At 61.3% G+C, this 15,116-nt stretch carries 15 protein-coding genes and 1 riboswitch; of the genes, 8 read left to right on the forward strand and 7 right to left on the reverse strand.

Annotated features, from left to right (window positions below; genetic code table 11):
- The first annotated feature begins 79 nt into the window (after positions 1-79).
- On the forward strand, positions 80-619 hold the full coding sequence (locus E5K00_RS16520) for a hypothetical protein (protein ID WP_135464413.1): 540 nt from the start codon (positions 80-82) through the stop codon (positions 617-619).
- 199 nt (positions 620-818) lie between these two features.
- On the opposite strand, the gene E5K00_RS16525 is transcribed toward E5K00_RS16520, so the two are convergent.
- Together E5K00_RS16525 and E5K00_RS16530 are read right to left on the reverse strand one after the other, a co-directional pair.
- A complete protein-coding gene (locus E5K00_RS16525; protein ID WP_135464414.1) occupies positions 819-1,391 on the reverse strand; it encodes a helix-turn-helix domain-containing protein in 573 nt (190 codons plus the stop codon).
- Positions 1,388-1,747 carry a hypothetical protein gene (locus tag E5K00_RS16530; protein ID WP_135464415.1) on the reverse strand — a complete coding sequence of 120 codons (360 nt, stop codon included), beginning with the start codon at positions 1,745-1,747 and terminating at the stop codon, positions 1,388-1,390. Before E5K00_RS16530 ends, E5K00_RS16525 begins: the two co-directional genes overlap by 4 nt.
- 222 nt (positions 1,748-1,969) lie before the next feature.
- Between E5K00_RS16530 and E5K00_RS16535 the strand changes: the two genes are divergently transcribed.
- The gene (locus E5K00_RS16535; RefSeq protein ID WP_135464416.1) at positions 1,970-2,233 is read left to right on the forward strand and encodes a hypothetical protein; all 264 of its coding nucleotides are present in this window, start codon (positions 1,970-1,972) and stop codon (positions 2,231-2,233) included.
- 82 nt (positions 2,234-2,315) lie between these two features.
- Here the strand turns inward: E5K00_RS16535 and E5K00_RS16540 are convergent, their stop codons facing one another.
- Both E5K00_RS16540 and E5K00_RS16545 read right to left on the reverse strand, forming a co-directional pair.
- The gene (locus E5K00_RS16540; RefSeq protein ID WP_135464417.1) at positions 2,316-3,416 is read right to left on the reverse strand and encodes a YncE family protein; all 1,101 of its coding nucleotides are present in this window, start codon (positions 3,414-3,416) and stop codon (positions 2,316-2,318) included.
- A gap of 40 nt (positions 3,417-3,456) precedes the next feature.
- Entirely contained in the window at positions 3,457-5,412 is a 1,956-nt protein-coding gene (locus tag E5K00_RS16545; RefSeq protein WP_135464418.1) for a TonB-dependent receptor plug domain-containing protein, read from the reverse strand.
- Between the two features lie 161 nt (positions 5,413-5,573).
- Positions 5,574-5,801, reverse strand: a riboswitch (cobalamin riboswitch).
- A gap of 104 nt (positions 5,802-5,905) precedes the next feature.
- Here E5K00_RS16545 and E5K00_RS16550 point away from each other — a divergent pair.
- Entirely contained in the window at positions 5,906-6,508 is a 603-nt protein-coding gene (locus E5K00_RS16550) for a DNA-3-methyladenine glycosylase (RefSeq protein ID WP_135464419.1), read from the forward strand.
- A gap of 306 nt (positions 6,509-6,814) precedes the next feature.
- Here the strand turns inward: E5K00_RS16550 and E5K00_RS16555 are convergent, their stop codons facing one another.
- Positions 6,815-8,008, reverse strand: coding sequence for a class I SAM-dependent methyltransferase (locus E5K00_RS16555; RefSeq protein WP_135464420.1), 1,194 nt, complete (start codon positions 8,006-8,008; stop codon positions 6,815-6,817).
- 33 nt (positions 8,009-8,041) lie between these two features.
- Positions 8,042-8,647: a hypothetical protein gene (locus E5K00_RS16560; protein ID WP_135464421.1), complete on the reverse strand. Its 606-nt coding sequence runs from the start codon at positions 8,645-8,647 to the stop codon at positions 8,042-8,044.
- A 185-nt stretch (positions 8,648-8,832) separates the two neighbouring features.
- Here E5K00_RS16560 and E5K00_RS16565 point away from each other — a divergent pair, with 185 nt between their 5' ends.
- Together E5K00_RS16565 and ahcY are read left to right on the forward strand one after the other, a co-directional pair.
- A complete protein-coding gene (locus E5K00_RS16565; RefSeq protein ID WP_135464422.1) occupies positions 8,833-9,600 on the forward strand; it encodes a DUF4397 domain-containing protein in 768 nt (255 codons plus the stop codon).
- Positions 9,601-9,729: 129 nt separating this feature from the next.
- Positions 9,730-11,049, forward strand: coding sequence for an adenosylhomocysteinase (ahcY, locus tag E5K00_RS16570; protein ID WP_135464423.1), 1,320 nt, complete (start codon positions 9,730-9,732; stop codon positions 11,047-11,049).
- A 3-nt stretch (positions 11,050-11,052) separates the two neighbouring features.
- On the opposite strand, the gene E5K00_RS16575 is transcribed toward ahcY, so the two are convergent.
- The gene (locus tag E5K00_RS16575; protein WP_135464424.1) at positions 11,053-11,856 is read right to left on the reverse strand and encodes a tetratricopeptide repeat protein; all 804 of its coding nucleotides are present in this window, start codon (positions 11,854-11,856) and stop codon (positions 11,053-11,055) included.
- 94 nt (positions 11,857-11,950) lie between these two features.
- Here E5K00_RS16575 and E5K00_RS16580 point away from each other — a divergent pair, with 94 nt between their 5' ends.
- From E5K00_RS16580 to E5K00_RS16590, 3 genes are read left to right on the forward strand one after another with little or no spacing between them, the layout of a single operon-like run.
- Positions 11,951-12,733, forward strand: coding sequence for a glycosyltransferase family 2 protein (locus tag E5K00_RS16580; RefSeq protein ID WP_135464425.1), 783 nt, complete (start codon positions 11,951-11,953; stop codon positions 12,731-12,733).
- On the forward strand, positions 12,730-13,770 hold the full coding sequence (locus E5K00_RS16585) for a glycosyltransferase family 9 protein (RefSeq protein ID WP_135464426.1): 1,041 nt from the start codon (positions 12,730-12,732) through the stop codon (positions 13,768-13,770). Before E5K00_RS16580 ends, E5K00_RS16585 begins: the two co-directional genes overlap by 4 nt.
- Before the next feature lie 26 nt (positions 13,771-13,796).
- Positions 13,797-15,083, forward strand: a complete 1,287-nt coding sequence (locus tag E5K00_RS16590) for an O-antigen ligase family protein (protein ID WP_135464427.1) — start codon at positions 13,797-13,799, stop codon at positions 15,081-15,083.
- Positions 15,084-15,116 lie beyond the last annotated feature (33 nt).

Raw genomic sequence — 15,116 nt, forward strand, 5'->3', positions numbered from 1 at the left:
CAAACTAGCGGCAATGGTGCCGCAAAGGTACGGCTTGATGGGTTGTAGTATCTTTCCCACCTACTTCCAGCTTGTGCGCATGAGTTCACCCGATATGTTGCCAAAAATTTCCGGCTATGAAGCTCGCGAGCTACTCCGGGTCGGAAAACCGTTGCATGGGTATTATATCGTGGGGCTGCTACTGCTGGAGGAAAACGATACTGGCTATCCGGTTACAATCGACCATTGCTGGATTGATGAGCTGACCGCCATCAGCATAAGCTTCGAATGCCCTGTCAGGTTGCTGAATTCCCACTTTGTGCGCTGCCAGTTCACATTTGTATACTTTTTACAGGGCTTAGTCATTGAAAGCTGCCTGTTCGAGCAATCCTTGGACTTCCAGGCTGGTGGGCACAATAAGCCAGGTTTTCCGGTCCGGCTGCTGGGCAATACTTTTAATGGGTTTGTTAACTTTTTCGACTGCTGGTACGAAGCCGATGTACAAGTAGAGGCCAATACGTTTCAGGCCGGAACCAACCTGCTGGGCGCACCAGCCACTATTCCGGTCACCATCGACGGAATAGTGCTCATTCAACATAACACCGGCGACTTGGCCCGCAATGATGAAGGCAGCGAGTAAGTGTCTATGACTTGTATGGTGTCTGAAACTGACCGTAGAACAGAAAAGCAACGGCAGATGAAAACGTCTGGGCCGTAAACCCTGTAAAAAAGCACTTGGGGTATTGGAAGACCAGTTGCTTCCAATACCCCAAGGAGTAAAGTTCGTTATACGGAATGGGCCGTTGTGCGGGCAAAAACGTGCCCGCGCGCCGCCGAGCTTACGCCAGCTGGTCCAGGGAAAGGCGCTTGGGCATCAGGTCGCGCCGGAACTCACTGACCGAGCGGCCCGTGACCTGGCGGAACTGGTTGCTCAGGTGCTGGCCGCTGCTGTAGCGCATCTGGTCGGCAATTTCGCTCAGCGTCATTTCGCCGTAGCTCAGCATTTCCTTCACCCGCTCAATTTTCAGGCGGATCAGGTATTTCTCAATCGTGAGGTTGGCCGTGCGCGAAAACACCTTGCTCAGGTGCGAGTAGGTGGCCGCAAACCGCTCGGTCAGGAAGGCCGAGGTGGTCAGGGGCATGCGGGCGGTACGCAGGTGTTCCAGGTACTCGCCCAGGGCTCCTTTGATTTGCTCGGTGAGCTGGTCGGCCCGGCCCATGAGCACTTCGAAGCCGGCCTCGTGCAGAAGCGGGGCCAGCACGGCCGGGTCGGCGGGCGTGGTATGGTCGAGCTGCGCCTGGCCCAGCGTGACCTGGGTAGGGCGGTAGCCCGCCTGTTCGAGAAGGTGCCGCACCGCGTCGATGCACCGGGGGCACACCATGTTCTTAATGTGGAGAAGGGTCGTTTTCACGGGTGTTTTGGAGTGTTCTGCCGCGGAACAGGCCGCGTGGGTTTCCGATTATTTGCTGCAACCGTAGCCGAAACGGGACGGGCGCGCCGCACAGGTTCTGCGGGCTCGGCCGACCATTCCTTACCAAACCAACGAGTAGCTGCCCAGTTTACAAACGGCACAATGGCCAGAAACGTAACAGCTAAGAGCCAGAATATTACGAAAAAAGCGCTGAATAATCGACCAAAGAAATGATTGGAGAAACCAAAAACGTAGATGACGAGCAGCAGTGCCAGGAAAAAACTTACGCCGGCCAATACCCCGGCTCGGCGCAGCAGGGCAGGAGTAAACAGCGAGGCGGGAGCGAAACGATTCATAGGTACAACTGAGCAACAAAGATACTGGTTCAGCAGTTTCGGCGCTGCCAGCCCAGAGCGGCTCCCGCCGGCCGGCGCTTTTTGGCGGGCGGCGGGTTTCTTTCAGCTAGCCAGACTTCTATATTAGAGGCCGTAGCGGGCCACCTGCCGGGCATACGTAAGAACCACGGCGGCGGCCAGCCGTAGGAATAGCCTCAGCTCTGTACTTTTCACTTCCAACCCATGAAAACCTTTCTGCTCCGACCCCTGGCCCTGGCTTTGCTGCTGGCTGCGGCATCCCTCACGGCCTGCAATACCGGCACCGACAGCGGCGACACCAACGTCGAGCGGGGTGCCGATAAAACCAAAGACCCCGACCCCGGCCAGATGAGCACCTCCGACACCAACGGCTCGGCCGGCGACACGGCCAAAGTCACGACCGGCAAAGACCTCTACGACCGCGCCGGCGACGCCAAAGACCGCAACAACGACGGCATCGAGGACTAGCCGCCCCAGCTGCTTCAGCAACAAAAAGCCCTTCTGCCGGATACGCAGAAGGGCTTTTTGCTAGCTCAGAAAGACACTCAGGTTAGTAAAAAATAAAGCCGTTGGGGAACATCCCGACCGTAAACGAGTCGATGGCCGCCCCGGTGGACTGGAAGCGGATAAAGCGCCCCGCCGTGGTGTAGGGCGCCACCGAGCCGTACACGGTGTTGTCCTTAGGGTCGATGCCCAGGCCGTAGAAGCTGCGCCGGATCAGGGGCGTGGTGGGCAGGGCCTTGTCGTTGATGCTCATACGGTACACGCCTTTGCTGTAGATGAAATACAGCTGGCTTTTGCTGCCGTCAATCTGCAGGTGGCCGGGAAAGCCGACCGTCGAGGCAAACTCCAGGCGCTGCACCGTGGTGGGCGAGGCGGGCAAGAAGCTGTAGAGCGTGCCTTTGGTAGAAGTAGCCGGGTCGATTTCGTAGTTGGGGGTATAGCCGGCAAAACCGCCGCAGAGCACCCACACCCGGCCGTTCTGGTCGACGGTCAGGCTGTTGGGCGCGTCGCCCACCGTGAGCAGCGTTTCCTCGGTATCGGTGGCGGTGTTAATCACCGAAACGGTGTTGCTGCCGCTGTTGGCCACGAACACCTTGCCGCCGGCTATTACCAGCTGCTCGGGTGCCTCGCCCCGCAGCGCAATGCTCTTGGTAACGGTGTTCGTCGTCAGGTCGATAACCGACAGGCGGCCATTCACGCCGTAATCGACCCACTCCGTCACGTAGGCTTTCTGGTTGGAAAGGGCGGCAAAGTAGCGGGGCTTCTTCAGGCCGCTGATGGTTTTGACGGCCCGCTTCGCGCTTTTCAGCTCCGGCAGGCGCACCACCTCAATCTTGTTGCTCTGCGTCACTACCACGTAGCCCACCGTATCCACTACGGCCATCGACTGCACGTTGTCGCCGAGGGGGCGGGCGTTGGCCGTTTTGAAGGCGTCCACGTCGGTTACCTTTTTCGAGGCCGTGTTGAAGATACTCACCGCACCGTTGGGCGTGTTGAAGTTGCCCTCATTCACGATGAAGACGTTGTTGGTGAGCTGCACGGGCTCGGGCTGGGTTTCCTCAGGGTCGCAGCTCAGCAGGGCCAGGGCCGAAAAGCCCAGCAGGGCCACCCGGATTCCGGCGGCAGGGGAAAGAAATTTGGAGAACATAACGGGGAAAAGGAGTGAATAAATCGGTAGAAAGCCGGTGCTAATGCCAGGCCACGCGCAAGCTTAGCTGAGCCGAGCGGGGCGGCATGGCCCGGTAGGCGTAGTTCTGGTACACGGCGTTGGTGAGGTTGTAGCCCTGGGCCAGCACCGTGAGCTGCCAGGCCGGGCGCACCACCACGGTGCGGGCCAGCGTGGCGTGCAGCAGCAGGTATGAGGGCAGAAAATCGGTGGCCGAGTTGTCGGTAAACCGATAGCCCGTCACGCTGAGCGTCGTGGTCAGCTGCCAGTGGCGCCAGGCTTGGTCGGTAGTCAGCACGCCGGTGTGCAGGGGCACGTAGCGCATCTGCCGGCCGGTGGGGTTCTGGTCGGTGGCGTAGCCCCTGGTTTTTTCTGCCTGTGTGAAGCTGTACGCCAGTCGGCTGCTGAGTCGGTACTGCCCGCGCTGCCACATCAGCCGGGTAGTAGCTTCCAGGCCCCGGGTCAGCACCTGGCGCAGATTCAGCGGGGTGCTGTAGTTGAGCGTGGGGTGCGTCGTCCAGTCGACCCAGTCGTTTACCAGCTGGCGGTAGGCCGTCAGCTCGGTTTGCAGGCTGGTGGCTGCCGTGGGCTGCCAGCGGTGCAGCAGGCCGGCTTCGTAGCCCAGGCTGCTTTCGGGCAGCAGGTCAGGGTTGCCGCCGGGCCGCCAGTACCGCTCGTTCAGGGTCGGGGCGCGGTAGCCGCGGGCGGCACTGGCTTTCAGGGTCAGCAGCTGGGTTGCGGTGCTTACAGCCTGCCACTCGGCGCCCACAGTCGGGGCCAGCGGCGGCCGGCGGCCCGGCACCACGGCCTGCCGCAGGTTGGCGCTCAGGTGCAGCCGGGGCCGCGGGTCGTAGCGCAGCAGGGCAAAGCCGGAAAAGCGGTTTTCGGTAATGGGCTGCCCGTAGCCATCGACTTCGGCCGCGAAATGCTGCGCTTCAGCCCCGGCGCGCAAGCTCAGGTTGGGCCGGAAGTTGGCGGTGTACTCGGCCTGGGCCTGGGTGGTGCGTACCCGCGAATTACTCACCAGGTTGCCGTTGAAATAGTTGAGCACGTCCTCAAACCAGGCCCCGCGCACCGACCACTCGGCGCGGCTGGCCACGTGGCGGTAGCCGGTCAGCAGGCGCCGGCTCTGGTCCCGCTCCCGGGCGTGGTCATTCACCGAGCCAATGGCGGGCTGAATGTGGCGGTTGGCGTCGGTCAGCCACACGGCGGCCATCAACTCGCCCTGCTGGCCCACCCGCAGGGTTGCATCCTGGGTCAGGCTCCACTGCGCAAAGTCGGCGTTGGGCTGCCGCCGTCTAATCGGGCCGTCGGCCGACAGGGAGTCGTAATAGAAGTCGTTGCGGGCTTGGCGGTAGGAAGCGGCGCCGCGCACGGCCACTTTCGCGTTGCTGAAGCTGCCTTCCACGCTGCCCGCCCGTAGCCCGAAGCTGCCCGCGTCGGCCTGCACCGTACCCCGCCCGCCCGCGCCCCACACCACCGGCGACGAGAGCAGCACCGCGCCGCCCACGGCCCCGGTGCCGTAAGCCGCGCCGGCCGGGCCGTACTGCACATCCACGCGGGTCGAGCCGTTGGTGGGGAACAGCGCAAAGTCGGCCTCGCCCAGGGAAGGCAGGTTGATGTTGAAGCCGTTCCAGAGCACGGCCGTGTGCCGGGCCGAGGTGCCCCGAATCGAAATGGAGGAAAGCTGGCCGGGCCCGTAGTTTTTCAGGTACACCGGCGTCTGGGCCAGCAGCACGTCGGCCAAGGTACCGGCCCGGTACTGCCCCAGCACGGCCGAATCCAGGGCCATGACGCGGCTGCCCACGGCAAACCGGCCGGGCCGGCTGCCCTGCACGCGCACGGTGGGCAGCTGCTGTAGCCGGGTTATGGCCCGCGCCGAGTCGGGCTGCTGGGCGGTGGCGGCCGCCGGCCACACCAGCAGGGCCAGCAGCCGGCCGGCGCGCTTCAGAAACTGTACACGGTATCCGTTAATCATCCGAACCAAATTTCCGGTTTAGGAAAATTCGGTTCAAAACCTCACGTACGGCCTTCCCGGCTGGGAAAAACCAACGCGAAGCCGAGCCTGAAAACAGGGAAATAGCCGCCCGTCAGAGCCGCCGCTGTCATCATTCTCCGCCTTTCACCCGAAAGCGCTGAACACTACAAAACGCATAGGCAGGTCTCCTGGCTTGCTTCGGGTAGGCCGCCTTCCCATTTCTCGGGTCATTCCGGCTAAAGAATGACCGTCGGCGAAACAGTGGCAGCAAGTGGGCCTACCAATACTAGAAGCGTACAGTTGCGGGGACAGCTCCGGAATTAAACCGGATTCCCTTTTCAGCCGCGCCCCCCAATCGGGGTCTGGCCACCTATAGCGGGGCAAAGATAGGGCGTTTTTGTAATGCGGAACCTAACCGTGGAGCCGGCCCCGCCGTTTGGGCAGAAACCGGCCCTTCGCGGCCCCGGCTTTTCCTGCTCCTTGCTTCTGCTCTATGCCCAAAATCCCGCTTGATTTCTACCGCGGCCCCGACGTCGTTCAGATTGCCCGCGACCTGCTGGGCAAGTACGTGTTTACCAACATCGACGGGGTGCTGACCGGCGGGCGGATCGTCGAAACCGAGGCCTATGCCCACCTCAACGACCAGGCCTGCCACTCGCACCTGGGCCGCTACACGGCCCGCACCAAAGTGATGTACGAGGCCGGCGGCGTGGCCTACACCTATTTGATCTACGGCCGCTACGTGCTGTTCAACCTCATTACCAACGAAGCCGGCAAGGCCGATGCCGTCCTGATCCGGGGCCTGGAGCCCACCGAGGGAGTCCCGGAAATGCTCTTGCGCCGCGGCCTGACGCAGCCCGCCCGCAACCTTACCGGCGGCCCCGGCCTGCTGACCCAGGCCCTGGGCATCACCACCCAGCACTACGGCACCGATTTGACCGGCAACCTGATCTGGCTCGAAGACCACCATGAGCCAGTGCCCGACGAGCTAATCGTAGCCAGCCCCCGCGTCGGTATCGACTACGCCGGCCCCGATGCCGCCCTGCCCTGGCGCTTCCGCCTGAAAGGCAGCCCCTGGACCAGCCCCGCGAAGTGACGTGGAGTATGTGGGAAATGTGCTAATGTGAAGGAATGTGCTCAGGTGCTAATGTGGGAAATGTGCTGAATGTGAAAAATAAAAAAGGCGTGTCATTGCTTCGCTCGCAATGACACGCCTCCGAAATGTGCTGAACGCCCTTATGTGAAAAGCCCTAACGTCAGAGCAGACGTTAGGGCTTCGTAGTAAAAGAACGGGTCATGCTGCGCAGAGGACGGCTTATTTCGTTCCTCGCAATGACACGCCTTTTTTATTTTTCACATTTCTTCCCATTCAGCACATTTCCCACATTAGCACCTTAGCACATTAAACTGCCAGCTTCTCACACACCAGCACGGCCAGGCGGCCTTGCAGGTCGGTGGTGGCAAACATGTAGAGGTGGCCGCCTTCCCGGATGCCGGTGCGGTGCCGGAACTCGGCTACCGAGTCGGGGAAGTTGCGGGTCGTGACGTGGGCGCGCAGCTCGGGGCCGAGGTGGGCCCGCAGGGCGTCCCGGTCGTAGCGCTCCGTGGCCACGATGCGGAAGATGCGGCCCGGGAAGTCGGCGCGGAGCGTGTCGGAGGTGTAGAGGTGGCTGTGCTGGTGCAGCTTGAGCAGCTCGAAGGCCGTGCCCACGCTTTTGAAGCCCCCGGCCTTGAGCACGGCCACGTTGGGCTCGTACAGGTAGTTCTGGGCTTCGGCGTAGCGGGCAACGGCGCGGGTTTCGCGGGCCTTGTTCAGCCGGAACTCCTGCTGCTGCCCGTTGCGCAGCAAATTCACCGTGTAGCGCTCCGGGTCGACGGCCGGCTCGGGGCCCAGCTCATACAGCACCTCTTTGCACTCGTTGTCCACGGCTACCACCCACAGGCGGCGCACCTGCTTCAGCTCCAGCAAGGCCTGCTCGATGTCCAGCATGGGCGAGGTCTTGAGCAGCACCTGCCGGCCCTTGTGCAGCAGCAAAGGCAGAATGCGCAGAATATCCGGCTCACAGTCCTGCAGCCGGTAGATTTTCTTGTCGGCCGAATTGCGGCGGGCCGGGTCCAGGTAAATCCAGTCGAACGTGTCGGGCGTGCTTTTCAGAAAGCTCAGCGCGTCGTCGGCGTGGCAGCTCACGTTGCTGACGCCGAGCTGGGCCAGGTTGTACTGCACCACGGCTACCAGGGCCGGGTCGCGCTCCACGTAGTGCACCTCCGGAATACGGGCCGCGAAGTGCGAGGCATCTACTCCGAAGCCGCCGGTCAGGTCGACCAGACGCTGGCCCTGCACCAGGCTGGCCTTAAACGCAGCCGAGCGGGCCGAAGAAGCCTGCTCGACGGATAAAGCCGGGGGAAAGATCAAATCGGGATTGTCGGCCCACGCCGGCAGCTTGGTGCGGGCTTTCTGGCGGGCCTGGATTTGCCGTACCAAGTCCGGCACCGGCAAGCCCGGATAGCGCCGGGCCTGCAGGGCCAGTTGGGCGGGGTCGTCATGCAGATGGTCGGCAACGTACTGCCGGGCCGCTGCAGGAAGCGGATAGTTCATGCAAGGTGTTTACGGGAAAACGGCGCGAACGGCTTACCGCACGTTCCAGCGCAAAGCTAGCAGCGGCTGGCCATTCTGCGCGGCGGCCAGCCCGATGGTAGCGGGCGTCAGGCGCTGCAGCATGCTGCTATGAGCCGAGGAAAGCCCGGCGTTGTGAGCCGATACCGCGCGCTGAAAACGCTCGTTGGTATGGCGGGTAATAAAGATGTTGGACAGCAGGCTCAGCGTCGCCACGCCAATGGCGGCTTTCTGGGTATCCTTAAAATACTGCTGCTCTCCGTCGCCCGAGAGTACCTGCTGACTGTAGAACGCCACGGCGCCCACGAAGGTGAGTCGCTCGCCGAGAAACAGCCATTTCTGAGCCCGGTAGGCGTTCAGGTTGGCCAAAGCCTCCGGGTTGTTGGCCAGGTAGGGGCGCAGGCGCTGCCCGAAGAAACCGGCATTCACGTAGTCTTCTTCCCGGGTGCTTTCGCCAGTGGTAAAGAAAAAATTGCGCTGGGCGCCATTCAGGCCCCGGGCCTGATCTTCCGGGCTTAAGCGGATGTAAGGCACCTGCTGGGTGGGCGCCTGTTGGGCAAAAGCGGCGGCCGCCGACAGCGAAAGGCCCAGCGACAAGGCCGAAACACGAAGAAGAGACATAGGATGTTGCGAAGGAAAAATAGGCGCGAATACAAATGTACTACTCTGTGCAATAGCTCCCTAAGACGTTGGTCGAGGAAATAATCCTATTCATCTAGAAAAACTTTGCCCAGCCTATCCAACAAAAGCCGCTGGTCTTACGTTCTGTCGGCAAGTTGAAACTGTACCTACTTTTTCCCTAGCGTATGAAAACCCTCGTAAACACTCTACAGCGCCGTTTTTTGTTGGCCGCAGTTCCTGCTGCCCTGATCTTCGGCGGCTGCAGCAAAGACGACGACCCAGTGGGACCAACGCCTGACCAAGGCCGGGTACTCCTCGTGCACGCCGCGCCATCATCGAGCGCCCAAGTAAAGTTTGTGGCCAATGACAACAAGGAAGTAAGCTCGCTTGCTTACGGTACGCAGAGCCAATACACAAGCGTAGCTGCCGGGTCGCAATCCATCAAAGTAAACGATGCCACAACGGGGCAGACTGCCGTGACGCAGGCCTTGGCCGTAGAAAAGGATAAAAGCTATTCGGTTTTTGCTTACTCTAAAGATCCTACTATCGGCTCTATTGCCAGCTTAGCCGTCACCGACGACTTAACGCCTCCCTCAACTGGCAAAGCTAAAATTCGTCTAGTGCACTTGGGTGTAAGTGTTGCTAACGTGGTTAATTTGTCGGTACCAGCGCCACTTGCCGGCAATACCGATGTTGTTACCGGTGTTGCTTTCGGTACTCCTTCTTCTTTCGTAGAAATCAATCCTGGTCCCTACAATTTGGCTGTTTCCGTTGGGTCTGGTCTGACCGCTACTACGGAAGCCTCTGTGGGCGATGGTAACGGTAACACTGGCGTGACCCGAAACTACGAGGCCGGAAAAATTTATACGGTGGTCCTGCGGGGTATCAAAAATACCACGGGTGCCATTGCTGAGCCCCTGCGCTTGCGCGCCACGCTTATTACCAATAATTAGGACCCTCAGAGCTGTCTGCTAAAGGGTGTTCCTGCCGAAGCCAAGAAGCCTATCCTGCGGGGTAGGCTTCTTGGCTTCGCTAACATTTTGGCTACCTTTATAGTTGAATCGCAAATATCTTACTGCATCATGGTCGAAACCACCACGAAAACGTACGTTCCGTACAAAGTAAAGGACATGTCGCTGGCCGAATGGGGCCGCAAAGAAATCCGGTTGGCTGAGGCCGAAATGCCGGGTCTGATGTCCCTGCGCGAAGAGTTTGGCGCTTCGCAGCCCCTCAAGGGCGCGCGCATCGCGGGCTGCCTGCACATGACCATCCAAACGGCGGTTCTCATTGAAACGCTTATCGCCCTGGGTGCCGACGTAACCTGGTCGTCCTGCAACATCTTCTCGACCCAGGACCACGCCGCCGCGGCTATTGCCGCCGCCGGCATTCCGGTATACGCCTGGAAAGGCATGAACGAAGAGGAGTTCAACTGGTGCATCGAGCAGACGCTGTACTTCGGCGAAGACCACCAGCCCCTGAACATGATTCTGGACGACGGCGGCGACCTGACCAACATGGTTCTGGACCGCTTCCCCGAGCTGGCCGCCGGTATCAAAGGCATTTCCGAGGAAACCACCACGGGCGTACTGCGCCTGCTGGACCGCGTGAAAAACGGCTCGTTGCCGATGCCCGCCTTCAACATCAACGACTCGGTAACCAAGTCGAAGTTCGATAACAAATACGGCTGCAAAGAGTCGGCCGTGGACGCTATCCGCCGGGCTACCGACGTGATGATGGCCGGCAAGATTGCCGTGGTGGCCGGTTACGGCGACGTCGGAAAAGGTACCGCCGCTTCGCTGCGCGGGGCCGGCGCCCGGGTTATCGTCACCGAAATTGACCCCATCTGCGCCCTGCAAGCCGCTATGGACGGCTACGCCGTGAAGCGCATGGAAAATGCCATCAAGGAAGCTGACATCGTGGTAACCGCTACCGGCAACTGCGACATCATCACCGAACAGCACTTCCGCGCCCTGAAAGACAAGGCCATTGTCTGCAACATCGGTCACTTCGACGATGAAATTGACATGGCTTGGCTGAACACCAACTACGGCCACACCAAAGACACGGTGAAGCCCCAGGTGGACCTGTATAACATCGACGGCAAGGAAGTAATCATCCTGGCCGAAGGCCGCCTCGTGAACCTGGGCTGCGCGACGGGTCACCCGTCGTTCGTGATGTCGAACTCGTTCACGAACCAGACGCTGGCGCAACTGGAGCTGTGGCAGAACTCGGCCGCCTACGAAAACAAGGTGTACACCCTGCCCAAGCACCTCGACGAGAAAGTTGCCCGTCTGCACCTGGCCAAAATCGGGGTGGAGCTGGATGAGCTGAAGCCTAAGCAGGCCAGCTACATCGGCGTAGAAGTGCAAGGCCCGTTCAAATCGGACCTGTACCGCTACTAGGCGCTATTTCTTAGCCTGTTTTTTCAGCCCGCCCGAAGCTTTTCGGGCGGGCTTTTTTGTGGCGGTTGGCGCCGGCAGATGCGCCAGGTACGGCTTCACGTAGCTGTTTCGGGGAAACATCTGTAGGGTGAGCTGCCCGTAGTGCCGGCACATGGCCGCGTCGCCGACGTGGTAGAAGCACTCAGTCAGGTAAGCCAGGACTTGCTCGTGCAAGGGTGTGCCGGCGTAAGCTGGCTTTGGCGCGGCCAGCAAAAACTGCGAAATGCTCAGAATAGCCTCGGGCCACTGCTGGTTGTCCATGTAGAGCGTGCCGAGCTTCCAGTAGGCTTCGGCAAACCACACGTCCACGTTCAGGGTAGAGTCGTTCTGCGGTACGGCCCCGTCCAGCTGCGTGATGAGGCGCTGGTAGAGCGTGTAGGCGCGGGGCTTGCTGTCGTCAATCTTGTACAGGGCCCGGGCCAGCTGATAGGTCACAAACGGATTCTGGGGCTCGCGCTGCCCGGCTTCCTCCAGCAGCGCGGCCGCCCGCGCGTACTGTCCCTGCTCATACGCCGCCTCCGAATCGAGGATCTGCAGGCCGTACCGGGCCGAGCGGACCAGCGGCGTCTGGTCGGCCTGCCCAACGGTTTGCCCGGCTTCGACCCGGCTGCCGATCAGGGTCGTGTCAAACTCGACGTGGATAATATTAATCGTATTGATGTGCTTCGGCAATGCTGCCTGCGGGCCGTACAGGCGGTAGTTGGACTGGCCATAGCCCATAATGGGCCATAGCAGGCAGAAAAGTAGGACGTGAGCTAACCGGCGCATCGGGGCAAGTATTCAGGCGAATAAGGCAGAGGCTAAAGCTCGAAAGATAAATCGATAGTGCCAGCCCGGTATTTCGGCCGATATTTGTTTTCCTATGCCCCCCGTTTCTCTCTCCGTCGTGATTATCACCTTCAACGAGGAAGCCAACATCGGCCGCTGCCTGGAGGCGCTGCAGGATGTAGCCGACGACGTGGTGGTGGTCGATTCCTTTTCCACTGACCAAACGGTCGACATCTGCCGCCGGCACGGCGTCCGGGTGGTGCAGCACGCTTTTGCGGGCTACGTCGAGCAGAAAAACTACGCCACTGCCCAGGCCCGCCACGACTACGTATTGCAGCTCGACGCCGACGAAGTGCTGACCGATGCGCTGCGAACTTCCATCCGGGCCACGAAAGCCAACTGGCAGCACGCGGGCTACACCCTGGCCCGCCTCACCAACTACTGCGGCACCTGGGTGCGGCACGGCGGCTGGTACCCCGACCGGAAGCTGCGCCTCTACGACCGGCGGCTGGGCCAGTGGGAAGGGCTGCTGCTGCACGAGCGGTTTGAGGTAGCGCCCGGGCAAACGGTCGGCGCGCTGGCCGGCGACGCGCTGCATTACTCCTACCACTCCGTCGAGCAGCACGTGAGTCAGCTCAACCGCTTCACCAGCATTTCGGCCGCCGAGCTGGCCTTGCGCGGCAAAACCCAGGTCACGCTGTTTCATCTGCTGCTGAAGCCGGTCTGGAAGTTCGTGCACGGCTATTTCTTCCGGCTGGGCTTTCTGGATGGCTTTGCCGGCCTGTGCATCGCCACCATTTCGGCCTGGGGCGTATTCCTGAAATTCGCCAAGCTGCGCACCCAGTCTGCCACTCCCGCTGCTCCGCTGTCCGCATGAGAACTTTCCTCGTTAGTCGAACCGATGCTATTGGCGACGTGGTGCTGACCCTGCCCGTGTGCGGCCTGCTCAAGCAGCAGGTGCCCGGCTGCCGGGTGGTCCTGATCGGGCGCACCTATACCCAGGCCGTCGCCGAAGCCTGCCCGTGGGTGGATGATTTTCTCAACGCCGATGAGCTAAGCAAACTAGGGGAGAAGGAGCAGGTAGCGCAGCTGCGCCAGTACAAGGCCGAAGCCATACTCCACGTTTTCCCCAACAAGCTGCTGGCCCGCACGGCCCAGAAGTCCGGTATTCCCATCCGAATTGGCACGCGCAACCGCTGGATTCACTGGCTGACCTGTAACCGGCTGGTAGCTCTGAGTCGGCGCCATTCTCTGCTGCACGAGGCCCAGCTCAACCTGAAGCTGCTGCGGCCGCTGGGCTTGCCCGCCGAGCTGCCCCTGGCGGCCGTGGCCCCGCTGGTGCAGTTGCGCGCCACGGCTACTCTGCCCGCCGACGTTCGGGAGCTGCTGGCCGCCCGCACGGGCCGTCAGCTCAACGTTGTGCTGCATCCCCGCTCCCGGGGCAGTGCCCGCGAATGGGGCCTCGACCATTTTGGTACCCTGGTTCGGCTGCTGCACCAGGCCGGGCACCGGGTGTTCATTACCGGTACTGCGGCGGAAGGCGAGGAGCTGGCTGCGTGGCTGCACGAGCACGCTACCTTTCTGGCCGGCAATCTGACGGGTCGCCTTTCCCTGGCTGAGCTGCTCAGCTTCATTCAGCAGGCCGATGGGCTGGTGGCCGCCAGCACCGGGCCCCTACACCTGGCCGCGGCGCTGGGGCGGCACGCGCTGGGCCTCTATCCGCCCATGCGGCCCACGCACCCCGGCCGCTGGGCACCCTTGGGCCCCCACGCCGAATACCTGGTTTTCGACCGGCCCGACTGCTCTGACTGTCGCGCTGTGCCGGCCGCCTGCACCTGCATCAAGGCCATAGCCCCCGTCGAAGTAGCCAGTCACATTCTAAGCTGGCAGCCGTTGCCCTCTGCCCAATCCTAGCGTTATTGCAGCTTTGAATGTATGCTATGATGCCGTCCGTAGGGTGGAGTGCGTTCCGTAGGGCCTATCAGGATGGGCGACTGTCGCAGTATTTGCTGGTAATAGCTTGTCTGGCGGGTGTCGTTGGGTTGTTTGCCGCGCGGGCCCTGGTATCCCTGAGTCCGGTGGCCGGCGTGGTAGCCGCCCTGCTCAACCCCGATCTGCGCCGGCAGATACCCCGCTGGCTGCGCAACGGCGCGGCTATCCGGCTGGCGCTGCTCTACGCGCTGCTGTTGCTCAGCGGCCTCTACACCTCGGCCTGGGACGTCTGGCGGCACGAGTTGTTCCGGCAGCTGCCGCTGCTGGGCGTGCCGTTGGCCTTCGCCCTGGCCGTGCCCCTGAGCCGCCAGCAACGGTATGCCGTGGGATGCTTCTTCACCGTGGGCGTCGCCCTGATTGGAGCCTTTACCCTGGGCAAGTATCTGCTAAACCCGGCGCAGGCCAATCTGCTCATCAACCAGGGCCAGAATATTCCATCGGTTACGCGCATTTTCCACATCCACTTCAGCATCATGCTGGTGCTGGCCGTGTATTTCGGCTTTTTGTTGCAGCGTGAGGCCTCGGCCCCGGCCGCCCTGCGCTGGCTCTTGCGCCTGTCGGTGCTGCTGTGCGTCGTGGTGCTGCACGTGCTGGCCTATCGCACGGGACTGCTGGCGCTCTACGCCACGCTGTTGGCCGATGTCGTGCTGACGGTGGTGCTCAACCGCCGGTTTGTGGTAGGTCTGGGCCTGCTGGCTTGCCTGGTCGTTGTGCCGCTGGCGGCTTACTGGAGCTTGCCTTCCATGCAGCGGCGCGTCGGCGGCTCAGTATACGATGTGGAGCAGTTCGCTAACGGCCACGACATCAACAACTCTTCCCTCTCACAGCGCTTGGCTGCTTGGCAGACGGCACAGCGGCTGGCCGGCCGTAACCCCTGGCTCGGCGTGGGGCCCGCCGACACCTACGATGCCATGATGCGCGAGTACGAATGGCACGACTACGGCCTGCGGCCCGAAAACCGGGCCATGATTCATAACCAGTATTTACACTATCTGGTGGCCAGCGGCTTAGTGGGCTTGTTCCTGTGGCTGCTGGTGCTACTTACGCCTTTGTTGCAACCCGCGCTGCGACAGAACCCGTACGTAGTGCATTTCCTGGTGATAATGGCAGTGGCCATGCTGGTCGATTCCCTGCTGGAAGTGCAGATTGGCTTCAACCTTTTCGTTTTTCTCTACGGATTCCTCGTAGTAAGCACGGAAAGGCAGGTTCAAATGGCCCAACAAAACCCTGCTTGAGCGGATTAGTATAATCTGTACATTTGTTTACAC

It is taken from the genome of Hymenobacter aquaticus (genome assembly GCF_004765605.1).
Taxonomy (GTDB): Bacteria; Bacteroidota; Bacteroidia; order Cytophagales; family Hymenobacteraceae; genus Hymenobacter; species Hymenobacter aquaticus.